This window comes from Nocardia sp. CC227C (assembly GCF_030767025.1).
Classification (GTDB): Bacteria; Actinomycetota; Actinomycetes; order Mycobacteriales; family Mycobacteriaceae; genus Nocardia.
This window is the reverse complement of sequence record NZ_JASITE010000008.1, coordinates 177,862-200,834: the sequence shown is the minus strand read 5'-3', so window position 1 is coordinate 200,834 and position 22,973 is coordinate 177,862. Positions and strand designations below refer to the sequence as shown.

The following is a 22,973-nucleotide window of genomic DNA, read 5'->3' as shown; positions in this document are numbered from 1 at the left end:
TGGTCGAATGTTGCTTCGACGGTTGATCGCGCTCTATGTCGGGTTGGTGCTCTACGGGCTGTCGATGGCCGTCATGATTCGAGCCGGACTGGGGCTGGACCCGTGGGATGTCTTCCATGAGGGCGTGGACCTGCGGGTGCCGGTCAGCTTCGGCGCGGTGGTCGCCGTGACCGGGGTGGCGGTGCTGCTGGCCTGGATTCCGCTGCGGCAGCGGCCCGGTCTGGGAACGGTGAGCAATGTGGTGGTCATCGCGGTGGCCGTGGACGCCGGGTTGTGGCTGCTGCCGCAGGTGCACGGGCTGGGCTGGCGGATCGCCGCGATGGGGATCGCGGTCGTGGTCAACGCCGTCGCGACGGTGCTCTACATCGGTGCGGGCATGGGGCCCGGTCCGCGTGACGGTCTGATGACCGGACTGGTGCGCCGCACCGGTCGGCCGGTGTGGGTGATCCGCACCGGCATCGAGGCCACGGTGCTGACCATCGGCTGGCTGCTCGGCGGCAGCGTGGGCATCGGAACTCTGGTCTACGCCTTCGGAATCGGCCCGCTCATCCAGGTGCTGATCCCGCTGGTGGACGACTGGCTGCCGGGCTTCCGGCAGCCGGACAGCGCGGCTCCGGAACAGCCCTCGGCCGGTGTTCCGGCTCCGGTGGGAAGCCTGTAGGCGCTCCGGGATTTCCGGGACAGCGCAGCGGGAGTTCTGGTTGCGAGCAGGAGTATGTCTTGGACGGTCGCATTTCTGCTGCGGCAGGCTGGGATCCGGCGGACAATCGGCTCCGGCTCGGCCTACGGGAGGAACACATGGCGAAACCTGACCTGTCCACGCGACTCGACGTCACCGAGGGGGCGCTGGCGCACAACCTGCCCTATCTCGCGCTGGGTTCCGGTCGGCCGCTGATATTCCTGCGCTGGTTCACCCCCGACCATGCCAATCCGACCGGCTGGATGCGGACGTCGGAGATCAAAACGCTGAGCCCGCTCGCCCGGCACTTCCGCGTCTACGCGGTGAACCGCGCGCCCGGCACCCCGGCGGGGACCACCATGGCCGATATCGCCGACCAGCACGCCGAGGCGCTGCACAAGGAATTCGGCGAACCCGTGGATGTGATCGGTGTCAGCTCGGGCGGATCGGTCGCGCTGCAACTGGCCGCCGACCATCCCGAGGCCGTGCGACGACTGGTGGTCGCCTCCTCCGGCTACCGTTTGGAGCCGCACGTGCGGGAGGCGCAGCTGAACTACGCACGGGCCGTCGAGTCCGGGCGGCGCGGCATGCACCACATCGCGGGGGAAACCATCCGGAACCCGGTGGCGGCGCGCCTGGTGGGCGCGGTGGCGTGGCTGCTCGACCCGCTGGCGCGGCCGCGCGACCCCGCCGCCACCGCGGCGTTCATTCGCGCCGAGGACGCCTTCGATCTCACCGATCGGCTGGGCGAGATCAGCGCGCCCACCCTCGTTCTCGGCGGTGACAAGGACGCGGCGTATCCGGTGGACAACCTCGAGTTCACCGCGGCGGGCATTCCGGGCGCTCGCGCGCGAGTGTACCCCGGCGCCTCGCACATGGGTGCGATCAGGGACCCGCGGCTGGTCGCCGACGTAGTGGACTTCCTCGCGGACCGGTGACCGCCGACGGGGTCCGGCACAGCGGCGCGCCCGGCCGCTCGGACGCGGGAAGGTCCGCGGCCTTGGCCGCGGACCTCCGCTACTCCGGGCGTGGTGATGCCCGGGCCACGCATGCTCAGCGCACGGCATCCGCGGCCGTGCGCATATTGCGCAGCGCGGCCTCCACCTCGACCGGCCCGCGGGTCTTCAGACCGCAGTCCGGATTCACCCAGAGCCGTTCGGCGGGCACGGCTTTCAGCGCGGCCCGCAGCGAACGCTCGATCTCCGCCACGCTGGGTACACGCGGGGAGTGGATGTCGTAGACGCCGGGACCGATGCCCAGCGCGAAACCGGCCGCATTGAGGTCGTCGAGCACCTCCATGTGCGAGCGGGCCGCCTCGATGGAGGTGACGTCGGCATCCAGGGCGGCGATCGCGTCGATCACCTCACCGAACTCCGAATAGCACAGATGCGTGTGGATCTGGGTCGCGTCGGAGACCCCCGAGGTGGCCAGCCGGAACGCGGCCACCGACCAGTCCAGGTACTCCGGTTTGGCCGCGGCCCGCAGCGGCAGCAGTTCCCGCAGCGCCGGTTCGTCCACCTGGATGACGCGGATGCCCGCGGCCTGCAGATCCACCGTCTCCTCGCGAATCGCCAGCGCCACCTGCCGCGCCGAGTCGGCCAGCGGCTGATCGTCACGCACGAACGACCACGCCAGAATGGTCACCGGACCGGTGAGCATGCCCTTCACCGGCTTGTCGGTGAGCGACTGCGCGTATTCGATCCACCTCACCGTCATGGGCGCGGGCCGTGCCACATCGCCGAACAGGATGGGCGGACGCACGCAGCGGGTGCCGTAGGACTGCACCCAGCCGTTGACGGTCGCGGCGAAACCATCGAGCTGCTCGGCGAAGTACTGCACCATGTCGTTGCGCTCGGGCTCACCGTGCACCAGCACGTCGAGGCCCAACTTCTCTTGCAGCGCGATGACATCCGCGACCTCGGCGCGCATGCGCTCGGTGTACTGCTCGGCGGTGAGATCGCCCTTGGTGAAGGCGGCGCGCGCCTTGCGGATCTCCGGCGTCTGCGGGAACGAGCCGATGGTGGTGGTCGGCAGCAGCGGCAGGTTCAACCGATCCCGTTGCAGCGCGGCCCGATCCGCCGCCGGCGCGCGACGGGTCGCGTCGGCTCCCAGCGCCGCCAGCCGGGCCCGCACGGTGTCGTCGCGCAGCCGCGGGTCGGCGGCCCGGTTCGCCAGTGCGGCTCGGGCGGCGGCCAATTCGGCGGCGACCCGGTCGGTGCCCTCGTGCAGGGCGGTGGAAAGCACCCGCACCTCGGCGACCTTCTCGTCACCGAAGGCGAGCCAGGAGCGCAGCGCCGCATCGAGTCCCGGCTCCGCGGCCAGCGTGTACGGCACGTGCAGCAGTGAGCAGGAGGACGACACCGCCAGCGCGCCGGTGCTGCCGAGCAGCGTGGCGAGGGTGGACAGCGCCCGGTCGGGGTCGGTGCGCCAGATATTGCGGCCGTCGACCACCCCGGCCACCACGAGCTTGTCGCGCAGCGACCGGACCGCGGCCACATCCTCGACGGTGGTCCCGGCGGTGAAGTCCAGGGCGATCGCCTCGACGGCGGTGGAAGCCAGCACCGGCAGTGCGGCGTCCGGGTGCCCGAAGTAGGTGGCGACCAGAACGGCCGGCCGGTCGGCCGCAGCCGTCAGCTCGCTGTACACGGTGCCGACCAGTGCGAGTTCCTCGGCGGTCAGGTCGGTCACCAGCACCGGCTCGTCGATCTGCACCCACTCCGCACCCGCGGCGGCCAGGCGGCTCAGCAGGTCGCGGTACAGCGGCAGCAGTTCGGTCAGGCGCGACAGCGGTTCCGCGCCGACGCCCTTGGCCAGTTTCAGGAAGGTCAGCGGACCGATCACCACCGGTCGCGCGGGCACCCCGAGTTCCAGCGCCTCGGCCAGCTCAGCCAGCAGTTTGTCCGGATTCAGCGCGAACCGGGTCTCCGGGCCGATCTCCGGGACCAGGTAGTGGTAGTTGGTGTCGAACCACTTGGTCATCTCCAGCGGCGCGACCGCGTCGGTGCCGCGCGCCGCCGCGAAATAGCGGTCCAGCGGATCGGCGATATCGGCCACCCGCGGCGGCAGCGCGCCGAGCAGCACCGCGGTGTCCAACATCTGGTCGTAGTAGGAGAAGGTTCCGACCGGGATCGAATCCAGTCCCGCGTCTTTCAGCGCGGTCAGCTGCGAGGCCCGCAGCTCCCGCCCGACGGTGTGCAGTGCGTCGGCGTCGATGCGACCGGCCCAGTAGGACTCGGTCACCTTCTTCAACTCCCGATTCGGCCCGATGCGCGGAATGCCGAGCACCGTGGCGGTGAACGAGGTCGGTGTATTGGTCACGGATATTTCTCCAGTGCTCCAGAGCCACTGGCCACCACCGCGGGCGCGAACAGCCGTGCCACGCGCACACCCAACGGCATGCGAATACGCACATGCGGTCCATCGCCCAATCCACGAGGCGGAGGCCGCCGGATACGGCGTATCCGGCACAGTCGGCAGGTCTTCGGACTCACGGGCTCCGGCCGGATGGCCGACCTACTGGCCGTCGCTTCCCAGGTGTGGCACCCAGTGCGTGGTACGGCGGTCGTTCCCGTATACCGCTGCGGGACAGTCCCGGATTCTCACCGGGTTCCCTCTCACCGGAAGAACTCACCTGCGGTGAGCATCCGGTTTCGACGCCGACTGGGGGCTCCCGTCCGGCGAACCGATTGCGGAACCGAGCATATCGCCGCGCGAGCGGCTCCCGCGACGGGGCCGGAGCCGGGCCGGTTTGTATCGGCCCGATGAACACATCTTCGCAAGAGGGCTAACTCCGGTTGTGAAGATTCCTGCGAACCCGACATCGTGACCGAAGGGTGTCCGGGGAGCAGGTACCTTAGGCGGATGTTCTCCAAAGTCCTGGTCGCCAACCGCGGCGAGATCGCCATTCGCGCCTTCCGCGCGGCATACGAACTCGGCATCGGCACGGTTGCCGTCTTTCCCCATGAGGACCGCAATTCGGTCCACCGGCTGAAGGCGGACGAGGCGTATCAGATCGGCACGCCCGGACATCCCGTGCGCGCGTACCTGTCGATCGAGGAAATTCTCGAGGCTGCGAAGACCTCGGGTGCCGACGCGGTCTACCCCGGTTACGGTTTTCTTTCCGAGAATCCCGACCTCGCGGCGGCGTGCGCCCGCGAGGGCATCACCTTCATCGGCCCGTCGGCGCAGGTGCTGGAACTGACCGGAAACAAGGCACGCGCGATCGCCGCCGCCAAGGCCGCCGGGCTGCCGGTGCTGACCTCGAGCGAACCCTCCGCCGACGTGGACGCGCTGCTGACGGCCGCCGAGACCATGGACTTCCCCGTATTCGTCAAGGCCGTCGCCGGTGGCGGCGGCCGCGGGATGCGCAAGGTCGACGACCGCGCCCAGCTGCGCGAGGCGGTCGAGGCGGCCATGCGCGAGGCCGAATCCGCCTTCGGTGATGCGACGGTGTTCCTGGAGCAGGCGGTGATCAACCCCCGCCACATCGAGGTGCAGATCCTCGCCGATCAGCACGGCGACGTGATCCACCTCTACGAACGCGACTGCTCCCTGCAACGGCGGCACCAGAAGGTCATCGAACTCGCCCCCGCCCCGAATCTGGATCCGGCCGTGCGTGACCGGATCTGCGCGGACGCGGTCGCCTTCGCCCGTCAGATCGGCTACAGCTGCGCGGGCACGGTGGAGTTCCTGCTCGACGAGCGCGGCAAGCATGTGTTCATCGAGATGAACCCGCGCATCCAGGTCGAGCATACGGTGACCGAGGAGATCACCGATGTGGACCTGGTGCAGGCGCAGCTGCGCATCGCGGCCGGGCAGTCCCTGGCGGATCTGGGGTTGCGGCAGGAGTCGATCACGATCCGGGGTGCGGCGTTGCAGTGCCGCATCACCACCGAGGATCCGGCCAACGGGTTCCGGCCCGACACCGGCCGCATCACCGGCTACCGGTCACCCGGCGGGGCGGGCGTGCGGCTGGACGGCGGCGCGAACGTGGGTGCCGAGGTCGGCGCGTACTTCGACTCCATGCTGGTCAAACTCACCTGCCGCGGCCGTGACTTCGCCACCGCGGTGTCGCGGGCCCGCCGAGCGGTGGCCGAGTTCCGCATTCGCGGCGTCACGACCAATATCCCGTTCCTGATGGCGGTGCTCGACGATCCGGAGTTCCGGGCCGGGCGGGTCACCACCTCGTTCATCGACCAGCGGCCGGAACTGCTCACCCAGCGCTCCTCGGCCGACCGCGGTACCAAGATCCTGCGGTACCTGGCCGACGTCACCGTGAACAAGCCGCACGGGCAGCGCACCACCACGGTGTATCCGCACGACAAACTGCCCGCCCTGGACCTCACGGTGCCGCCGCCCCCCGGATCCCGGCAGCGGCTGCTGGAACTCGGGCCGGAGGGATTCGCGCGCTGGCTGCGGGAGCGGCCCGGGGTCGCGGTCACCGACACCACCTTCCGCGACGCGCATCAGTCGCTGCTGGCCACCCGGGTGCGCACCAACGGGCTGCTGGACGTGGCCGGGCATGTGGCGCGGACGACCCCCGAGCTGCTGTCCATCGAATGCTGGGGCGGCGCGACCTACGATGTCGCGCTGCGGTTCCTCTACGAGGACCCGTGGGAGCGGCTGGCCGCGCTGCGCGAGGCGATCCCGAATATCAACCTGCAGATGCTGCTGCGCGGCCGCAATACCGTCGGCTACACCCCGTATCCGGAAAAGGTCACGCGCGCTTTCGTTTCCGAGGCCACCGCCACCGGCATCGACATCTTCCGCATCTTCGACGCGCTCAACAACGTGGACCAGATGCGGCCCGCCATCGACGCCGTGCGCGAAACCGGAACGGCCATCGCCGAAGTCGCCATGAGCTACACCGGCGACCTGTCGAATCCGGACGAGAACCTCTACACCCTCGACTACTACCTCAAGCTCGCCGAGGAGATCGTCGACGCCGGAGCGCATGTCATCGCCATCAAGGACATGGCGGGCCTGCTGCGGGCTCCGGCGGCGGCGACGCTGGTGTCGGCACTGCGCCGGGAGTTCGAACTGCCCGTGCACGTGCACACCCACGACACCCCGGGCGGACAGCTGGCCACCTACCTGGCCGCCTGGCAGGCGGGCGCGGACGCCGTCGACGGCGCCTCGGCCCCCATGGCGGGCACCACCTCTCAGCCCGCGCTGTCGGCCATCGTCGCGGCGGCGGCGAACTCGCCGCACGACACCGGGCTGAACCTGCAGCACGTGTGCGATCTGGAGCCGTACTGGGAGGCGCTGCGAAAGGTGTACGCGCCCTTCGAATCCGGGCTGCCGGGGCCGACCGGCCGCGTGTACCACCACGAGATCCCGGGCGGGCAGCTGTCGAACCTGCGGCAGCAGGCCATCGCACTGGGGCTGGGCGACCAGTTCGAGGAGGTGGAGGCCAAATATGCCGCCGCCGACCGCATGCTGGGCCGACTGGTCAAGGTCACGCCGTCGTCCAAGGTGGTCGGCGACCTCGCGCTGGCGCTGGTCGGCTCCGGTGTGGACGTGGACGAATTCGCCGCCGACCCCGGCCGCTACGACATCCCCGATTCCGTGATCGGTTTCCTGCGTGGGGAATTGGGCACGCCCGCCGGTGGCTGGCCGGAGCCGTTCCGCTCGCGCGCACTCGCCGGACGCGGCCCGGCCAAGCCGGAAACCCAGCTCACCGCCGAGGACGAGGCCGGGTTGAACGGGAGCTCGGAGCAGCGGCGCGCCACCCTCAACCGGCTGCTGTTCCCCGGGCCCACCGCCGAATTCCTGGCCCACCGTGAGAAGTACGGCGACACCTCCGGGCTGTCGGCCAACCAGTTCTTCTACGGTCTGCGCCACGACGAGGAACACCGCGTCCAGTTGGAGAAGGGCGTCACCCTGCTCATCGGCCTGGAGGCCATCTCCGAACCCGACGAGCGCGGCATGCGCACCGTGATGTGCATTCTCAACGGCCAGCTGCGGCCGATCATGGTGCGGGATCGCTCCATCGCCAGCGAGGTCCCCGCCGCCGAGAAGGCCGACAAGAACAATGCCGGGCATATCGCGGCCCCGTTCGCGGGCGTGGTCACCCTGTCCGTCGGCGACGGCGACACCGTCACCCCGGGCGACACCATCGGCACCATCGAGGCCATGAAGATGGAGGCCGCCATCACCGCGCCGCGCGGCGGCACGGTCAAGCGCATCGCCATCGGCAAGGTGCAGCAGGTGGAGGGCGGCGACCTGCTGATCGAGCTGAGCCTCAACGAGGCCGCGGCGGAGTGAGCCCGATGACGCGAGCGGCCGGTGCGCGGGCGACGGCAGCGAAGCGCCGCGTATCGTTCGCCGCTCTCGGCCGGGCGGCGATTCGGTGCGGAGATGGTGTCGGGTCGCGCGAGGGCGGTGCGATGTCATCGGTCCGCGGGGTGCCCCGGTGACTCGAATCGTCGCGGGCAGCGCGGGCGGGCGGCGGTTGCGGGTGCCGCCCGCCGGGACCCGCCCCACCTCCGATCGGGTGCGCGAGGCGCTGTTCAGCGTGCTCGCCGCCCGGCTGGATTTCGACGGGATCCGGGTCGTGGACCTGTACGCGGGCTCCGGGGCGCTGGGACTGGAGGCGCTGTCGCGCGGGGCGTCGCGGGCGCTGCTGGTGGAGTCGGATCGCAAGGCGGCCGGCGTGATCCGGGGCAATATCGGTGATCTCGGGCTGCCCGGGGCCGAACTGCGGCAGGGGAGCGTGGCGGCGGTGCTGGCGTCCCCGCCCGCCGACGGGCCCTACGATCTGGTGTTCTCCGATCCGCCGTACGCCCTGGACGTAACCGGGGTGATCGCCGATCTCGGTCTGCTCGCCGCCAACGGGTGGCTGGCCGACGGGGCGCTCGTGGTGGTGGAACGCTCCAGCCGCTCACCGGAACTCGCCTGGCCCGCAGGGTATTATCCGCTGAAGGCCCGCACCTACGGGGAGACCCGGATCGACCTGGCGGAGTACGAGGCACAGTCGTGAGCGGCGCCTGCTAGCGTCGGCCCATGGCTGGAGCAATCTGCCCGGGGTCCTTCGACCCGGTGCACAACGGACATCTCGATGTGATCACCCGCGCGGCCGCGCAGTTCGACGAGGTCGTGGTGACGGTCGTGGTGAATCCGAACAAGCAGGGCATGTTCACCGTCGACGAGCGCATCGAGATGATCCGCGAGGTCACCGCGCACCTGCCGAACGTACGGGTGGAGCGCTGGCAGGGCCTGCTCGTCGAATTCGCCAAGCAGCAGGGCATCACCGCCATCGTGAAGGGCCTGCGCGACGCCACCGACTTCGGCTACGAAATGCAGATGGCGCAGATGAACCGCAAGCTCACCGGCGTCGACACCTACTTCATCGCCGGTGACCCGCTGCGCGGCTTCATCTCCAGCTCGCTCACCAAGGAGGTCGCCACCCTCGGCGGCGACGTCTCCGACCTCCTCCCCGAACCGGTCCACAAGCGCCTGCTGGCCCGTATCGCCGAACGCCGCAAGTGAGCACTTCGCCCGTGCCCCACGGGCGCACGACCGGGTAGTCCACCGGTTCCGGGAGGTCGGCTGGAAATGCGCGGGTCTCGCACCGTGCACACGACTCGCCCCGCCGGTCAGCGTTCCGCGGCGATCGCCGACAGCACCCCGGGCACTCCCACTCCGTCACTGTGTTGCCCGCCCGCGCATTGGGGCAGGCAGCCGTACGCACCCGCGCTGCGGCACTCGGCTTGCAGGTGACGCAGGCGCTGATGCGGGCGGGTGTTCCGGCGCTACAGCGCGCGGATGGTGAGGGGTTGTGGGGTGGGGAGGGGCGCCTGGTGGATGTAGCCCGCGCGGTTGAGGCGGCGGGCGCGGGTGAGGGCGGCGCGGACCCGGGCTCCGATCTCGGGGGAGGGGAGTTCGGCGGCGGTCCAGCGGACCACGTGGAAACCCAAGGCGCGCAGGGATTCCTCGCGGCGCATGGCCGCTCGGCTCGCTGCCGCATCGGTCCTTGCCGCACGGGTCCCTGTCGCCGGGGACCCTGTGGCGTGGGTCCCCGCTGCGTGGGGCCCTGACGCGTGGGTCCCCGCTGCGTGGGGCCCTGACGCGTGGGCCGCCGCCACGTGGGTTCCGGCCGCGTGGGCTGTTGCCGGGTCGGTCGCTGCGGCTCGCGTGGGGCGGTGTTGGTCGAAGAGGCCGATGACGCCGGTGTCGGGGAAGTAGAAGTCGACGTGGTCGACCAGGCGGCCTCCGGTGGTGAAGACCTCGCCGCGGGAGTACGGGACCGGGAGGCCGAGGTGTCGGAACAGGACGCGGCTGCGGGATTCGCCGATGCTGGCGCTGTGCGGGTCCAGGAACTCCGCCACCCGGTGCGCCTGGGTGCAGCCGTGGCGGCGCTTGGCCGTCCCGAGTTCTTCCTCCAGATCGAGGGCGCTGACCCCGAATCGGCGGGCGATGGCGTCACCGGCCACCACCGCGGCCTCGAACGGCAGCGTGCGCGCGAGATCGACGATGGTGCGCGCGGGCGTGGTCACCACCAGCCCGCCCAGCTCGACCACGCGGTCCACCCGCGCGCAGTGCACCCGAACGTCGGTCCGCACCCGCCCGCCGTTGCGCCGATTGCGTGTCACGCACACCCGCTCCAGCTCCGCCACCGGGACCGGGGCCCCGTACAGCACCGCCGCCGACAGGTGACTCACGATCGCCTCCACCGACAGCCCGGGCACGGCCGCCTCGATCAACAGCCGATGTCGTTCGGCCGCACCGAGATCCGCGTACACCGCCTGCTCGGTGTACACCCCGCGCCGCACCCGCCGCCACGTGCCACCCGCGCACCGCCGCCGGATCTCGTCGTCCCCGACCCCCGCCAGCAGCACTTCGGGTCGCCGGTGCACCGGCCCGGCGCTCACGCGCCGCGCCGACGGTCGACGGAGCGGACGATCGCGCGGTGCACCCCGGCCCGCCCCGGAACCCGCTGGCACGCAGGCGCTCCCGACACCCCACCGCCGCGCCGCCCGACCCGGCTTCCCGCATAACGCTTCATGGCTGAACCTCCCGACAATCGCACTGAACCGAATCGCACTGAACCGAATCGCACTGAACCGAGGTGACCCCGCACCACACCGCCGCCGAACCGCCTTGGCGCTGCACCGAACCGGCAACCGGCCGACGCGATACGGAACCGAAGCGGCCCGCACCGGCTCCGAACCGCTATGCCTTCCTTGGACGCGCCACACCGCGCCCGGGTTCCCCTGATTTCCGGAGCACGATTTCCCGCACCGCGAGCAGGCTCCGCTACCGCCGCCGACCGGCTCCCCGACAAGCCATACGACCGACCGGCACGGACGCAGCCGCCGGATACGCCCAACCGGTGCGTGTGCTTCGCCGACTCACGCGGCTCTCGGACTGTGGTGGCTCGTACCCGACGATCACCGTGCGGCTCAGTCGGGTGCGCGGGTGCGTCGGCGGCTGCGCAGCGTCGCGGGCGCATCCGGAAAGCGCGGGGTGGGCGTACTCGGAACCGGCGTGCGGTCACGAGGTGGCCGCTAGAACACCCAGAGTCGCAGGGTCAGGAAGCGCAGGGTGCCGACGCCGGCGGTGATGCCGAGGACCGCGGCGGCTTGGGCGGGGCCGCCCAGTTGCGGCGCCGTCCACTCGAGCAGGGCGATGGCTCCCGCGGTGATGGCCAGTCCGGTCAGGGCCAGCGCGCCGCCCTCGATCTGGGCGGTGTGCCAGCGCACGCGTTCCGAGGCGTGGAAGGTGAGGCGGCGGTGCAGTTCGTTCGCCATGGCCGTGCTCACCACCGACCCGGCCAGATTGGCAAGTTGCGCGCCGCTGCCGTACAGCGCCACGAACAGCATCAGGTAGCCGATATTGCTGAGACCGCCGACCAGGGCGAAGCGGATCAACTGGGCGAAGGCGTGCTCGCCGCGCAGGAAGGAGCCGAGCTGTCCGATCCAGTGCGCCCAGCCGCGCCGCAGCGCGAGGTAACCGTCGGTGTAGACGGCGAGGACGTTTCCGGCGGGAAGGGTGGCCCGCTGCGGTAGATCCAGGACGGTCATGGTCTCTTCCGATCGAACTCGCCGAACCGGAGCCGGTGGGCCAGGTGCGACTGCGCTGTCTCGGATAAATGTAGCATCAACCGGAGGGTTTTCCTCCACTTCATTCTGTGGCCTGCGAGACACTCTGTGCGCTAGGAAACAGTGACCGACACGCCGGAGTCGCACACAGTTGACAGCCGCGCCTCGGGGCACACTGGCCAGAAACGGAGAGTGGCACCGTGAGTCCGGCAGGAAAAGTGGGGTAGCAGTATGTACCGGGTATTCGAAGCACTCGACGAGCTCGTCGCCATAGTCGAAGAGGCACGCGGGATTCCGCCCACCCGCAACTGCATCGTGCCCAGAGGCGAAGTGCTGGAGCTGCTCGACGACGTGCGCGAGGCCCTGCCCGGCGAACTCGATGACGCCCAGGACGTGCTCGACCACCGCGACAAGATCGTCACCGATGCCCGCACGGCCGCCGACACCACCGTCTCCACCGCCAATCAGCAGGCCGATCACACGGTCACCTCCGCGCGCGAGGAAGCCGACCGCATCCTGGCCGACGCCAAGGCGCACGCCGACCGCATGGTGGCCGAGGCCCGCGCGCACGCCGATCACCTCGTCGGCTCGGCGGAGCAGGAGGCCGAGCGCACCGTGGCCGAGGGCAAGGCCGAATTCGAGGCGGTCACCGCCCGCGCCCGCACCGAGGCCGAGCGGATGACCGCGGCCGGACAGGCGTCCTACGACCGGTCGGTCGCCGACGGCAAGGCCGAACAGGAGCGCCTGGTCTCGCAGACCGAGGTGGTGCGCGCCGCGCACGCCGAATCCGCGCGGCTCATCGACACCGCCCAGGCGGAGGCGGACCGGCTGCGCGAGGAATGCGACCAGTACGTCGACGGCAAGCTCGCCGACTTCGAGGACACGCTGAACAACGCGCTGCGCGTGGTCGGCCGGGGTCGCACGCAGGTGCGTACCGCGCCGAGCGTTCCGGATTACGCGGCCGACTTCCGGCGCTGAACGGATTTGGGCACGCACCGGCTCGTCCCGTATTGTTGAGTGGTTGCCCATTCCACACCGAGCGTGAGTGAGTTCGTGATGTCCGCCCAATCCGGTTCCAATCCGCGTCACCGTCGTCAGGCGACCGACGCGGGTTTCGTGCTGGACGTGCGCAGTCTCGGACGTGCTCCCGGATCGATGAAGCAGGTGCGCCGCACCGTCACCACCGACGCGAAGATCGGCCTCGAAATGGTCGGCATCCCCGCCGGTGCGCAGGTCGAGCTGGATCTGACCCTGCAGGCGGTATCCGAAGGCGTCCTCGTCACCGGCACGGTCTCCGCGCCGATCGAGGGCGAATGCTCGCGCTGCCTCGAATCGTTCACCGACGCGATCGAGTTGCGGCTCACCGAGCTGTTCGCCTACCCGGACAGCGTGACCGAGCAGACCACCGAGGAAGACGAGATCCACCGTCTGGTCGACGACCTGATCGACCTGGAACCGGTGGTCATCGACGCCGTCGGGCTGGAACTGCCGTTGCAGCCGCTGTGTGAGCCGGACTGCCCGGGCCTGTGCCCGGAATGCGGGGTTCGGATGGCGATTGCGGGTTCCGATCACGGCCATGAGATACTTGACCCTCGCTGGGCCAAGCTCGCGAGCCTCGCCGTGCAGAACGGTGCCGACGGCACCGGGGCAAACCAGTCAGCCGATTCAGATTCAGAGGAGAAGTAGTCGTGGCCGTTCCGAAGCGCCGGATGTCTCGTGCCAACACCCACTCGCGCCGGAGCCAGTGGAAGGCCACCGCGCCTACCCTGATCACCTGCCCGAACCGGGCCTGCGGCGAGAAGACCCTGCCGCATATCGCGTGCCCCAGCTGCGGCACCTACAAGGGCCGCCAGGTCACCGCTGCCATCTGATTCCCGGACCTCCGGTAGCGCAACCGTGACCGCCAGCAAGGACGCGGCGGACGTACCCGCCGTAGGCGACTCAGCCGACCACACCAGCCTGCTCGAGGCGCTCGGCGTCGATGTGCGACCGGACCTGTTGCGCCTCGCGCTCACCCATCGCTCGTACGCGTACGAGAACGGCGGACTGCCGACCAATGAGCGTCTGGAGTTCCTCGGCGACTCGGTGCTCGGTCTGAGCATCACCGAGCGCCTGTACCTGGAACATCCGGACAAGTCCGAGGGTGAGCTGGCGAAGCTGCGCGCGAGCGTGGTCAACATGCACGCGCTCGCCGAGGTGGCGCGCGGGCTGGGCGAGGGCGGTCTCGGCCGTCACCTGCTGTTGGGCAAGGGCGAGGAGCTCACCGGCGGCCGGGACAAGCCGAGCATTCTCGCCGACGGTATGGAGTCGCTGCTGGGTGCGGTGCACCTGCAGCACGGCATCGATGTCGCGCGCGGCGTGGTGCTGCGTCTGTTCGCGGATCTGCTCGAGCGCGGCCCCCGCATGGGCGCGGGGCTGGACTGGAAGACCAGTCTGCAAGAGCTGACCGCGGAGCGCGGCATCGGCGTACCCAGTTACGAGATCACCTCGACCGGGCCCGACCACGACAAGGAGTTCACCGCCACGGCGGTGATCGGTGGTCGCGCGTACGGTCAGGGCGTGGGCCGCTCCAAGAAGGAAGCGGAGCAGAAGGCGGCCGGGGCCGCCTATCAGTCACTGCACGCCGAGACCGTGGAAAATCCCGGGGCCTGATGCCCGAGCTTCCCGAAGTCGAAGTCGTACGACGCGGCCTCGCCCGACATGTGGCGGGCCGCGTCGTCGAATCCGTCACCGTCAAGCACCCGCGCTCCGTGCGCAGGCATGTGCCCGGCGGTGACGATCTGGCCGCGCGGCTGGCCGGTCTCCGTGTGGAGGCGGCGCAGCGCCGCGGCAAATTCCTGTGGCTCACCTTCGACGAGCCCGATGTCGCGCTGGTCGTGCACCTGGGCATGAGCGGGCAGATGCTGGTGCAGCCCGCCGACGCGCCCCTGGAGAAGCACGCCCACATCGTCGCCACCCTCGATTCCGGCAGTGAGCTGCGATTCGTGGATCAACGCACCTTCGGCGGCTGGATGCTCGCCCCGCTGGTCGAGGTGGGCGGCACGCCGCTGCCGGACGCGGTGGCGCATATCGCGCGCGATCCGGTCGACCCGCTCTTCGATCCCGACGCGGTCGTGACGGTGTTGCGTCGCAAGCAGTCCGAGATCAAGCGGGTCCTGCTCGATCAGACCGTGGTCTCCGGCATCGGCAATATCTACGCCGACGAGGCGCTGTGGCGGGCCGGGATCCACGGTGAGCGCATTGCCGCCAAGCTCTCCAGGCCCGCCCTGCACGGTCTGCTGACCGAGGTGCGGGCCGTGATGGGCGAGGCGCTGCTCGCCGGCGGCACCTCCTTCGACGCGCTCTATGTGAACGTCAACGGCCAGTCCGGCTACTTCGAGCGCTCGCTCAACGCCTACGGCCGCGAGGACGAGCCGTGCCGCCGCTGCGGCGCACCCATGGTCCGGGAGAAGTTCATGAACCGCTCCTCGTTCTCCTGCCCGCGCTGCCAACGCCGCCCCCGTCCCTGAGCCGACCCCGCCCCTGAACTGGGGGCTTGCCCTCCGGCCGCCCGACGGCCTCGCCGCGATCACTTTCAAGCGCTACCGTTTTTCTATCGGCCGCACTGCGCGGCCATGGAGGACGAATGCGCAAACTGACCTACTACGTCGCGTCGACCATCGACGGATTCATCGCCACCGAGGACGGCTCGGTCGATTTCTTCCCCGTGGGCGGTGACCACGGTTCGGCGATCGCCGCGCACTATCCGGAGACATTGCCGACCAAGGTGCGGGAGGCGCTGGGCATCGACAAGTCCGGCACCACCTTCGATACGGTCGTAATGGGCCGCAAGACACATGATTTCGGCGTCCGGACGGGCACCTCGAGTCCCTATGCGCATCTACGCCAGTTCGTGGTGTCGGGTGCGCTGCCGGAGAGCCCGGACCCGGATGTGGAGCTCATCTCCGCGGATCCGCTGGGCCGGGTACGGGAGCTCAAGCGGGAGAGGGGACTCGGCATCTGGCTGTGCGGCGGCGGGGAACTCGCCCAGGCGCTGCTGCCGGAGATCGACCAGATCTTCCTGAAGCTGTACCCGATCGTGCTGGGGCGGGGCCGTCCGCTGTTCGGTTCCAGCCCAAGGCTTCCCGACGCGGCCCGCTTCCGAGTGCTGACCAGCCGGGTGTTCGAAGACGGCGTGGCTTTCCTGAAGTACAGCCGGATTCGCTAGCACGGCAGCGCAGCCGGCCTCGGGCCGCCCACGAACTCCGGTGTCAGAGGATCGCGACGGCGACCACGAGGCCGATCGACAGGTGGGCGGCGGCCACCATCCAGGCGGCGGCCGTGTAATCGGTGTTCTTCAGCATCGCACCGATGTCGATGCCGACCGCCAGCTCCAGCAGCCGCACCGAAACCACCTGCGCCACAATGCCGACCAGGCCGTACACGGCGGCCGTGACGAGGCCGTCGGACAGCTTGCCCGCCGAGGCGTAGATGGCCAGCACCACGATGAGCGCCATGCTGATCATTCCGCTGGCGCTCACCAGCACCGCATTGGGCCGCCCCTCGGCGACCATGGCGCGCAGCGGGCCCGGAGTGGTCAGATCCACGGCGAGGAAGCCGAGCACCATGAGCACCAGGCCGAGTACGGCGTAGCAGAGGATGGCCCCCACGCCACGGCCGAGCGTGCTCGCTTCCAGCGCGAGTGTGGCTGTCATCGATGTCCTCCAGATCGGGGATTGGTCAAAGCGTGCGCGGGGACGGACTCGGGCACCGGACGGGTGCTCACCGCGGAATCCGGTGCGGTACGAAGGCCGCCCCATCATCGGTGATGAGTCCGGCGGTTTCCCGGATGCCGAGTCCGGCCGACGTGTCGCCGACGATCCAGGCGCCCAGCACCGGCCGCATACCGTCGAATTCCGGCAGCGGATCCAGCAACTGGTACACGAAGCCCTCCGCGCCGTAGACACCGCCCGTGGCGGCCTCCAGACCCGCGCCGACGATGGTCATATTCGCGCCCTCGCGGCCGAGTTTCGGTTTGCGGATGTACTCGGTGAGCTCGTGCGGATCATCGAGGTAGGCGGGCAGCAGGTTCGGGTGCCCGGGGTACATCTCCCACAGCACCGCGAGAATGGCCTTGTTGGACAGCAGCGTCTTCCACAGCGGTTCCAGCCACATGGTCCGCGGCAGGGAGCCCACCACACGCTGCCCGAAGTCGTCGTCGAGCACCCATTCCCACGGATAGAGTTTGAAGACCGACTCGATGGGAGCTTCCGCCAGATCGACGAAGCGCTCCAGTTCGGTATCCCAGCCGACCTCTTCGATCGGCAGTGCGACCGTGTCGAATCCGGCCTCGGCGGCGGTCTCCTGCATGTACGCGGTGGTGACATTGTCCTCACCGGTGGCGTCGGCGCTGGACCAGGTGAAGTGCAGTTCGCCGCCGGGCAGGGCGTCGCGCAGTTCGCCCCAGCGTTCGACGAGCTTCTCGTGCAGCGAATTCCACTGGTCGTCGTCGGGATGGGTGTCGGTGAGCCAGTGCCACTGCACGATCGCCGCCTCCAGCAGGGAGGTGGGCGTATCGGCGTTGTACTCCAACAGTTTCGCCGGGCCGCGACCGTCGTAGCGCAGGTCGAAGCGGCCGTAGACGTGTGGGTCGGAACGCTTCCAGGAATCGGCGATGGGTTCCCAGCTCCACCGCGGCAGACCGAAATCGGCGAACCGCTCGGTGAGCACCACCTGTTCGACGGCGTGCAGGCACATGGTGTGCAGCACCTCGGCCTGCGCCTCGAGGGCGAGGATCTCGTCCATGTCGAATTCGTAGTGCACCGACTCGTCCCAGTACGGGCGGGGCTGTCCGCTGGCGTCGCGGCCGGGCGAGCCGTACACCAGCCCCTGCGCCGCGGTGATGTCCTTCCAGCCCGGGCGCGGGGCGCCGTGCAGTCGCCGCATTACGACCCGCCGCCGATCCGGGTGCCCAGGCCGCCGCGCTGGATGGTGGCGCCGCTCTTGGTCTTGATCTCCGCGCCCTTGGGCTTCACGGTGGTGCCGCCGGACGGCGGTTTGCCGATGGCGTTCGTGCCGCCGTAGTAGTAGCGGTACTGGTTGCCCGCCAGAATGAAGACGCCGGTGCTGCTACCGCCGCTGGAGCGGGAGGCGTCCTCGCAGTACTTGTCCGGTACCACGATCTCCTCGTTGTTCCGGGTGGCGGTGTAGGTCTCACCGTTGTTGCCCACCACGACCGTCTCGCCCTTGTCGACGATGACGGTGCAGTAGGCGGTGATGTCGGGCCCGGTGAGCGCGCTGTAGGCGAGATAGCCGCCGCCGACCAGTCCCGCCACGCCCACCACGGCGACACCGCCGATGAGCAGCTTCTTCCGCTTCTTCTGCTTGGCCGCTTCGGCGTCGGCGGCGGCCCGGGCCTGTTCGTCGGCTCGTCGCCGGGCTTTCTCGCGCGCTCGCGCCTCGGCCACCGTCGGCGGGCGCGGCTGCGTGACGCCCGGCTCCTGCCGCTGCACGCTGCCGCGCGGGGGAGTGGGCACGGCGACGGGGCGGTCGTCGTCGGAGGCGTCCGGGGTTCCGCCGGGATGTTCGTCAGTCACCGCTCGACTCCCTGACCACCCCGCACTACCGCTCCTCGAATCCGTCCGTTCCGCCCTGTGCGGCGCCCCAGTCTTCCACAACGAGATCGACCCGACCAGGGGTATCACCGGAGCGCAGCAGCGCCAGAAGTGTCTCACAATTCCGGCGCGGACCCTCGGCTATCACATGGACCCTGCCGTCGCGGTGGTTGCGGGCGTAGCCGGTGAGGCCGAGCTCGAGCGCCCGGGATCGTGTCCACCAGCGGAATCCCACCCCCTGCACGCGTCCGTGCACCCAGGCGCTGAGCCGGACGGGGTCGGCGCTCATTCGTCGACGGTGAACGACAGGTTGACCACGGTGCCCGCCTTCAGGGTCCGGCCCACGGTGCACACCTTGTCGATGGCCCGCTGCGCCGCGACCAGCAGCCGTTGCCGGGACTCCTCGTCGAGTTCGCTCAGATCCAGTTCGAAGGACTCGTCGAGCTCGGGGTAGAGCTCGTTCTCGCGGTCGGCGTCGCCGGAGACGCGCACGGTGGCGTCGAAGTTGTCGCCCAGGCGGCGCGACAGGGTGAAGTCGGCGCTGAGTCCGGTGCAGCTCGCCAGCGCGATCTTGAGCAGTTCGCCGGGTGTGAACGCGCCGGGCACGCCCTGCGAGGCGATGAGCACCTCGCCGCCGCGATTGTTGCGGCCGGTGTAGGCGCGGGTGCCGGTGCGCTCCACCCACAGTTCGACCGGTTCGGCGGCCAGGGCGGGAGCGGCGGTCTGCGGTGCGGCGGTCTGTTCGGACATGACACGATCCTCCCATTTGCTCGGTGGCGGGCCCGGCGGGACCCATCCGGATATCCCGAACGCGGGGCGGGTCGGCCGCATTGCGCCGCACCGGCCGCTCAGTCCCGCCAGCCGCTGGTGTCGAGCACGGTGTCCCAGGTGAACGGCACCAGTTCCGGACGCCGCAGGCGCAGGATCTCACCCGGCAGGCTGCCGGGCGGGGCCTTGCGCGGATTCGCGATCGCCTGCCGCGCGATGGATTCGGTGAGGGCGCGGCTGCCGCCCAGCCGTGGATAGGCCGCGTGCACGGTGTCGGCCACGCCGGGCGGCAGGTCGTCCGGGCCGCCGCCCACGTCGATGCCGATGCCGCTGACCGAGATCCAGATCTCGGCCGGGCGACGGCGACGGTAGACGGGCGAGGAGCTCAGGCCGGTGGTGTGGGCGGCGATGGCGTCCCAGATGATGTCGACGCGCTCGTCGGTGACTCCTCGGCCTTCCAGCCACTCGGCCGCGTAGTCCGCGCCGTCCATCTCGAATCGCTGTCTGCCGTCGGCGCGTTCGGCCAGGCCGATGTCGTGCAGGACGCAGATGAGGAACATGGTCTCCTCGTCGTAGTCCCGGCCGGGGGCGAGTCCCCGTGCGGCGGCGAGGGCGCGCCCGAAGAAGAAGCCGCGCAGGCTGTGGTGGCACACATGAGGTTCCAGCGCCTCGAACATCAGCCGGTTCGCGGCCTCGGCCAGCGGAGTCGCCGGGAGATCGAGTGACATGAGTTGCTCCTATTCCGCGCCCGGGCGCACGATCATGAGGACGACCACGACCGTCCACAGCAGGTTGTAGATTCCGGCGAGCATGCCGAGGGCGCGCAGGCGCTTCCCGTCGTCGGGGGCATCGAGGGCCTGGCGCTGCATGGGGTGGATGACGATGGCGAGCATGCCGCCCGCGGTGAAGGTGAGGGCCATGGCGAGGGTGATCCAGATCTCGCTCATCCGGCCCTGCACGGCGGCCAGGAGGATGCCGACGGCGGGCACGATCAGGGCCAGTAGCGCGTAGGTTCCGGTGATCCGGTGAAATGCCTTGGCCACGGCCGGGTTTCGTTCCGGAGCCGGTGGTCCGGCCGCGGTGGCGGCGACGGGTGCGTAGCGCGGGAACAGGCTCGCGGCGACGGCCGAACCGCCGACGAAGACGATTCCGGCCAGCACGTGGATCGACAGCAGGGCTTTCTGCATGGCATCACTCCAACCTTCAGGGTGGCTGAAGCCTAGCAGTTGCCTTCAGTTAGGCTGAAGGTTGTGGGAAAGCTCACCGCCGACGCGGGAACGAGGGGGTCAGGAACCGTTCCCGGCGCGGAAGGCCGCCATCACCGCCTCGCCGATGCGGCGGCGGTACGGGTCCGCGTCGGCCCCGAACAGGCGCTCGTCCACCTCGTCGACCACCTGCTGGGCGGACCGCAGCAGGCGCGCACCCGCGGCGGTGAGTTCGATGGTCGACGCCGATCCGGCGCGGGCCGTGCGGTCGCGCACCAATCCCGCGGCGACCATGGATTTCACCGCGGTGTGCACGCTTTGGACGCTGATGCCGCCCAGGCGGGCCAGTTCGCTGAAGGATGCGCCGGGTATGGCGGCGATATGGCCGAGCACCGCCAGGCGCGCGACGGTGAGATGCAGTGGGGCCAGTGCCGCGCCGAGTTCGGCCTCGATGCGATGCGCCAAGGTCAGCACGATGATCGAGGTGCTGGCGGGTGGCGGTTCGGGCTGGCCGTTCTGGGTGGTCACCGAGATATTTTCGCGCACGCCGGGCACGAGGGGGTGGTTGCCCGCGCGCGTTGGCGGGTGCGGCACCTTCAGCATTATTGAAGGTTGGCTTCCGTGCGGCTACGCTGCGGTGTCATGAATGGATCTACTACGGATAGTAGTAATTCGGGTGATTCCGGCCGATTCTCCCGGCGCGCCCTCGTCGGCTCCGCGCTCATGGCGGCGGGTGCGGCGAGCGCCGGGGTGGTGGCGGGCCGGGTGAGCGCGCCGGAACGGGTGGCCGAGCCCGCCACCGTGCCGTTCCACGGGCCGTATCAGGCCGGTATCGAGACCGCCGCGCAGTCGCACGCGCTCTTTCTCGCCTGCGATATCGCGCGTCCGGATCGCGGCGTACTGCGCGAGCTGCTCGCCGCCTGGACGGAGACCGCGGTCGCGCTCACCGCTGGCCGACGGGTGCCGGACTCCGCCGGCGCCGATCCGGGTTTCAGCAATCACACCGATTTCGCCAGTGGACTCGATCCCGCCCGGCTCACCCTCACCTTCGGCCTCGGCCCGGCACTCTTCGACGACCGTTTCGGGCTGGCCGACCGTCGACCCGAACACCTGTGGCCGCTACCCGAATTTCCCGGTGACGCACTGAATCCCGCGTGGTGCGACGGCGATGTCCTGGTGCAGATCTGCGCCGACGACGCCCAGGTGGTGAGCCACGCCTTCCGATCCCTGCGGGCGCGGCTACCCGGCCTGGGGCGCATGCGCTGGACCCAGCACGGCTTCCTGAGCCGCCCGAAGGACGGCGGAACACCGCGAAATATGTTCGGCCACAAGGACGGCACCGCCAACGCGCGGCCCGGCACGCCCGAGTTCGCGCGCACGGTCCGGGTGGACGCCGCCTCGGAACCCGCATGGTTCCACGGCGGCAGCTATCTGGTGTTCCGCAAGATCCGCATGCAGACGGCCGACTGGGACATGGTGCCGCTGGCCGAACAGGACCGCATCGTGGGCCGTCGGCGCGGCGACGGCGCACCGCTCGGCGGCGCCGGGGAATTCGACCCGGTGGACCTCGACGCCCGCTCCGCCGACGGTGCACCGGTCATCCCGGCCAACGCCCATATCCGCCTGGTCCACGACATCCCCATGTTCCGCCGCGGCTACAGCTACGACTACGGCACCCTGCTGGCGAACGCGGGCGGTGCGCCGGAACCGGTTGCCCCGCACAGCCATCCGGAGGGCACCGACCCGAACCACACCCACGGCGGGCACAGCTCCCTCGACGCCGGACTGCTCTTCGCCGCCTATGTGAACGACCCGCCCGCCCAGTTCATCCGGGCGCAGCGGGCCTTGGCCGCGTCCGACCGGAGGAACACATTCATCCAGCACACCGGCAGCGCCTTCTTCGCCGTGCCGCCCGGCGCGGCGCCGGGCGAACCCATCGCCGCCGGGCTGGGCCTGGGCTAGCCGCCGGGCTGGGCCTGGGCTAGCCGCCGGGCTGGGCCTGGGCTAGGGCCGCAGCGACGACACCAGTTCCGGGGTCAGCTCCTTCAGTCCGTCGGCGACATAGGCGGCCTGTTCGAGCGCATCCGCGGCCGGTGGGTAGCGCGGGTGGGGGACGGCGATCACGGTGAGACCGGCCGCGTGCGCCGAACGCAGGCCGTTGCTGGAATCCTCGATGGCCGCGGCGGATTCGGGGACGATGCCGAGGCGGGCGGCCGCCGCCAGGTAGCCGTCCGGGGCGGGTTTGCCGCGCGGCACCTCCTCGGTCGAGACCGTGGCCCGGAACAGCCGGGTCACGCCCATGTGGTCGAGGGCGACGTCGATGAGCCGCCGCGGTGACGAGCTGGCCAGGCCCAGGGTGAACCGTTCGCCCATGCGGTGCACCGCCTCCACCGCGTCCGGCATGAGCGGCAGGTGGTCGGCGTAGCGGGCGCTCATGCGGTCGATGACGTCCTCGGCCACCTGTTCGGGCGTGCGCCGCCCGTCCAGCAGGTCGGTGCTCAGGTACGCGGCCCATTCGGCGGTGCTCATACCCATGAGCCGGTCCTGGGTGTCGGACAGCCAACGGCCGCCCAGCTCATCGATATAGCCGTGCCGGACCTCCTCCCAGATGGGTTCGGTGTCGAGCAGTACGCCGTCCATATCGAACACGATCGCCTCGAATGACATGTACCCCATGGTCCGCTAC

At 70.0% G+C, this 22,973-nt stretch carries 24 protein-coding genes and 1 riboswitch; of the genes, 12 read left to right on the top strand and 12 right to left on the bottom strand.

Annotated features, from left to right (window positions below):
- Window positions 1-7 precede the first annotated feature (7 nt).
- On the top strand, window positions 8-661 hold the full coding sequence (locus tag QMO76_RS18400; protein ID WP_306362542.1) for a YitT family protein: 654 nt from the start codon (window positions 8-10) through the stop codon (window positions 659-661).
- 137 nt (window positions 662-798) lie between these two features.
- Window positions 799-1,617 (top strand): alpha/beta fold hydrolase, encoded by an 819-nt coding sequence (locus QMO76_RS18395; RefSeq protein ID WP_306362541.1) that lies wholly within the window; start codon window positions 799-801, stop codon window positions 1,615-1,617.
- A gap of 115 nt (window positions 1,618-1,732) precedes the next feature.
- Here the strand turns inward: QMO76_RS18395 and metE are convergent, their stop codons facing one another.
- The gene (metE, locus tag QMO76_RS18390) at window positions 1,733-3,997 is read right to left on the bottom strand and encodes a 5-methyltetrahydropteroyltriglutamate--homocysteine S-methyltransferase (RefSeq protein ID WP_306362540.1); all 2,265 of its coding nucleotides are present in this window, start codon (window positions 3,995-3,997) and stop codon (window positions 1,733-1,735) included.
- 136 nt (window positions 3,998-4,133) lie between these two features.
- Window positions 4,134-4,325, bottom strand: a riboswitch (cobalamin riboswitch).
- 215 nt (window positions 4,326-4,540) lie between these two features.
- On the opposite strand from metE, the gene QMO76_RS18385 reads away from it, so the two are divergent.
- The 3 genes from QMO76_RS18385 (at window position 4,541) to coaD (ending at window position 9,169) form a co-directional block, all read left to right on the top strand.
- Entirely contained in the window at window positions 4,541-7,945 is a 3,405-nt protein-coding gene (locus QMO76_RS18385; RefSeq protein ID WP_306362539.1) for a pyruvate carboxylase, read from the top strand.
- A 148-nt stretch (window positions 7,946-8,093) separates the two neighbouring features.
- Window positions 8,094-8,660 carry a 16S rRNA (guanine(966)-N(2))-methyltransferase RsmD gene (gene rsmD / locus QMO76_RS18380; RefSeq protein ID WP_306362538.1) on the top strand — a complete coding sequence of 189 codons (567 nt, stop codon included), beginning with the start codon at window positions 8,094-8,096 and terminating at the stop codon, window positions 8,658-8,660.
- 23 nt (window positions 8,661-8,683) lie between these two features.
- The gene (gene coaD / locus QMO76_RS18375; RefSeq protein ID WP_306362537.1) at window positions 8,684-9,169 is read left to right on the top strand and encodes a pantetheine-phosphate adenylyltransferase; all 486 of its coding nucleotides are present in this window, start codon (window positions 8,684-8,686) and stop codon (window positions 9,167-9,169) included.
- Between the two features lie 263 nt (window positions 9,170-9,432).
- Here the strand turns inward: coaD and QMO76_RS18370 are convergent, their stop codons facing one another.
- Both QMO76_RS18370 and QMO76_RS18365 read right to left on the bottom strand, forming a co-directional pair.
- Window positions 9,433-10,551 (bottom strand): hypothetical protein, encoded by a 1,119-nt coding sequence (locus QMO76_RS18370; protein ID WP_306362536.1) that lies wholly within the window; start codon window positions 10,549-10,551, stop codon window positions 9,433-9,435.
- 636 nt (window positions 10,552-11,187) lie between these two features.
- On the bottom strand, window positions 11,188-11,703 hold the full coding sequence (locus QMO76_RS18365; RefSeq protein ID WP_306362535.1) for a GtrA family protein: 516 nt from the start codon (window positions 11,701-11,703) through the stop codon (window positions 11,188-11,190).
- 249 nt (window positions 11,704-11,952) lie between these two features.
- Between QMO76_RS18365 and QMO76_RS18360 the strand changes: the two genes are divergently transcribed.
- The 6 genes from QMO76_RS18360 to QMO76_RS18335 all read left to right on the top strand — a co-directional run bounded on the left by QMO76_RS18360 (window position 11,953) and on the right by QMO76_RS18335 (window position 15,928).
- Window positions 11,953-12,699 carry a DivIVA domain-containing protein gene (locus QMO76_RS18360; RefSeq protein ID WP_306362534.1) on the top strand — a complete coding sequence of 249 codons (747 nt, stop codon included), beginning with the start codon at window positions 11,953-11,955 and terminating at the stop codon, window positions 12,697-12,699.
- A gap of 78 nt (window positions 12,700-12,777) precedes the next feature.
- The gene (locus QMO76_RS18355; protein ID WP_306362693.1) at window positions 12,778-13,407 is read left to right on the top strand and encodes a DUF177 domain-containing protein; all 630 of its coding nucleotides are present in this window, start codon (window positions 12,778-12,780) and stop codon (window positions 13,405-13,407) included.
- 2 nt (window positions 13,408-13,409) lie between these two features.
- Complete coding sequence (gene rpmF / locus QMO76_RS18350) at window positions 13,410-13,592, top strand: 50S ribosomal protein L32 (RefSeq protein WP_306362533.1); 183 nt, start codon at window positions 13,410-13,412, stop codon at window positions 13,590-13,592.
- A 25-nt stretch (window positions 13,593-13,617) separates the two neighbouring features.
- Window positions 13,618-14,373, top strand: coding sequence for a ribonuclease III (gene rnc / locus QMO76_RS18345; protein ID WP_306362532.1), 756 nt, complete (start codon window positions 13,618-13,620; stop codon window positions 14,371-14,373).
- Window positions 14,373-15,230: a bifunctional DNA-formamidopyrimidine glycosylase/DNA-(apurinic or apyrimidinic site) lyase gene (gene mutM / locus QMO76_RS18340; protein WP_306362531.1), complete on the top strand. Its 858-nt coding sequence runs from the start codon at window positions 14,373-14,375 to the stop codon at window positions 15,228-15,230. Before rnc ends, mutM begins: the two co-directional genes overlap by 1 nt.
- A 116-nt stretch (window positions 15,231-15,346) precedes the next feature.
- Window positions 15,347-15,928 (top strand): dihydrofolate reductase family protein, encoded by a 582-nt coding sequence (locus QMO76_RS18335; RefSeq protein WP_306362530.1) that lies wholly within the window; start codon window positions 15,347-15,349, stop codon window positions 15,926-15,928.
- 43 nt (window positions 15,929-15,971) lie between these two features.
- Here QMO76_RS18335 and QMO76_RS18330 read toward each other — a convergent pair whose 3' ends face one another.
- From QMO76_RS18330 to QMO76_RS18295, 8 genes are all read right to left on the bottom strand, one after another.
- Entirely contained in the window at window positions 15,972-16,415 is a 444-nt protein-coding gene (locus tag QMO76_RS18330) for a DUF350 domain-containing protein (protein ID WP_306362529.1), read from the bottom strand.
- Between the two features lie 67 nt (window positions 16,416-16,482).
- Window positions 16,483-17,646, bottom strand: coding sequence for a glutathionylspermidine synthase family protein (locus tag QMO76_RS18325; RefSeq protein ID WP_306362528.1), 1,164 nt, complete (start codon window positions 17,644-17,646; stop codon window positions 16,483-16,485).
- Window positions 17,646-18,296, bottom strand: coding sequence for a hypothetical protein (locus tag QMO76_RS18320; RefSeq protein WP_306362527.1), 651 nt, complete (start codon window positions 18,294-18,296; stop codon window positions 17,646-17,648). Before QMO76_RS18320 ends, QMO76_RS18325 begins: the two co-directional genes overlap by 1 nt.
- 25 nt (window positions 18,297-18,321) lie before the next feature.
- Entirely contained in the window at window positions 18,322-18,603 is a 282-nt protein-coding gene (locus tag QMO76_RS18315; RefSeq protein ID WP_306362526.1) for an acylphosphatase, read from the bottom strand.
- Window positions 18,600-19,064: an OsmC family protein gene (locus tag QMO76_RS18310; protein ID WP_306362525.1), complete on the bottom strand. Its 465-nt coding sequence runs from the start codon at window positions 19,062-19,064 to the stop codon at window positions 18,600-18,602. Before QMO76_RS18310 ends, QMO76_RS18315 begins: the two co-directional genes overlap by 4 nt.
- Before the next feature lie 98 nt (window positions 19,065-19,162).
- Complete coding sequence (locus QMO76_RS18305) at window positions 19,163-19,810, bottom strand: HD domain-containing protein (protein WP_306362524.1); 648 nt, start codon at window positions 19,808-19,810, stop codon at window positions 19,163-19,165.
- Between the two features lie 9 nt (window positions 19,811-19,819).
- On the bottom strand, window positions 19,820-20,269 hold the full coding sequence (locus QMO76_RS18300; RefSeq protein WP_306362523.1) for a hypothetical protein: 450 nt from the start codon (window positions 20,267-20,269) through the stop codon (window positions 19,820-19,822).
- A 99-nt stretch (window positions 20,270-20,368) separates the two neighbouring features.
- Entirely contained in the window at window positions 20,369-20,815 is a 447-nt protein-coding gene (locus QMO76_RS18295) for a MarR family winged helix-turn-helix transcriptional regulator (RefSeq protein WP_306362522.1), read from the bottom strand.
- Window positions 20,816-20,929: 114 nt separating this feature from the next.
- Here QMO76_RS18295 and QMO76_RS18290 point away from each other — a divergent pair, with 114 nt between their 5' ends.
- Window positions 20,930-22,249 carry a Dyp-type peroxidase gene (locus QMO76_RS18290; protein ID WP_306362521.1) on the top strand — a complete coding sequence of 440 codons (1,320 nt, stop codon included), beginning with the start codon at window positions 20,930-20,932 and terminating at the stop codon, window positions 22,247-22,249.
- Window positions 22,250-22,291: 42 nt separating this feature from the next.
- Here the strand turns inward: QMO76_RS18290 and QMO76_RS18285 are convergent, their stop codons facing one another.
- The gene (locus QMO76_RS18285; RefSeq protein WP_306362520.1) at window positions 22,292-22,954 is read right to left on the bottom strand and encodes an HAD family phosphatase; all 663 of its coding nucleotides are present in this window, start codon (window positions 22,952-22,954) and stop codon (window positions 22,292-22,294) included.
- Window positions 22,955-22,973: the final 19 nt, after the last annotated feature.

Excerpts from the sequence above, each read along its gene's own strand:
- QMO76_RS18400 (WP_306362542.1), top strand. The coding sequence starts at position 8 with ATGTTGCTTCGACGGTTGATCGCGCTCTATGTCGGGTTGGTGCTCTAC.
- QMO76_RS18395 (WP_306362541.1), top strand. The coding sequence starts at position 799 with ATGGCGAAACCTGACCTGTCCACGCGACTCGACGTCACCGAGGGGGCG.
- QMO76_RS18385 (WP_306362539.1), top strand. The coding sequence starts at position 4,541 with ATGTTCTCCAAAGTCCTGGTCGCCAACCGCGGCGAGATCGCCATTCGC.
- coaD (WP_306362537.1), top strand. The coding sequence starts at position 8,684 with ATGGCTGGAGCAATCTGCCCGGGGTCCTTCGACCCGGTGCACAACGGA.
- QMO76_RS18365 (WP_306362535.1), bottom strand. The coding sequence starts at position 11,703 with ATGACCGTCCTGGATCTACCGCAGCGGGCCACCCTTCCCGCCGGAAAC.
- QMO76_RS18360 (WP_306362534.1), top strand. The coding sequence starts at position 11,953 with ATGTACCGGGTATTCGAAGCACTCGACGAGCTCGTCGCCATAGTCGAA.
- QMO76_RS18355 (WP_306362693.1), top strand. The coding sequence starts at position 12,778 with ATGTCCGCCCAATCCGGTTCCAATCCGCGTCACCGTCGTCAGGCGACC.
- mutM (WP_306362531.1), top strand. The coding sequence starts at position 14,373 with ATGCCCGAGCTTCCCGAAGTCGAAGTCGTACGACGCGGCCTCGCCCGA.
- QMO76_RS18335 (WP_306362530.1), top strand. The coding sequence starts at position 15,347 with ATGCGCAAACTGACCTACTACGTCGCGTCGACCATCGACGGATTCATC.
- QMO76_RS18330 (WP_306362529.1), bottom strand. The coding sequence starts at position 16,415 with ATGACAGCCACACTCGCGCTGGAAGCGAGCACGCTCGGCCGTGGCGTG.
- QMO76_RS18325 (WP_306362528.1), bottom strand. The coding sequence starts at position 17,646 with ATGCGGCGACTGCACGGCGCCCCGCGCCCGGGCTGGAAGGACATCACC.
- QMO76_RS18315 (WP_306362526.1), bottom strand. The coding sequence starts at position 18,603 with ATGAGCGCCGACCCCGTCCGGCTCAGCGCCTGGGTGCACGGACGCGTG.
- QMO76_RS18310 (WP_306362525.1), bottom strand. The coding sequence starts at position 19,064 with ATGTCCGAACAGACCGCCGCACCGCAGACCGCCGCTCCCGCCCTGGCC.
- QMO76_RS18305 (WP_306362524.1), bottom strand. The coding sequence starts at position 19,810 with ATGTCACTCGATCTCCCGGCGACTCCGCTGGCCGAGGCCGCGAACCGG.
- QMO76_RS18300 (WP_306362523.1), bottom strand. The coding sequence starts at position 20,269 with ATGCAGAAAGCCCTGCTGTCGATCCACGTGCTGGCCGGAATCGTCTTC.
- QMO76_RS18290 (WP_306362521.1), top strand. The coding sequence starts at position 20,930 with ATGAATGGATCTACTACGGATAGTAGTAATTCGGGTGATTCCGGCCGA.
- QMO76_RS18285 (WP_306362520.1), bottom strand. The coding sequence starts at position 22,954 with ATGTCATTCGAGGCGATCGTGTTCGATATGGACGGCGTACTGCTCGAC.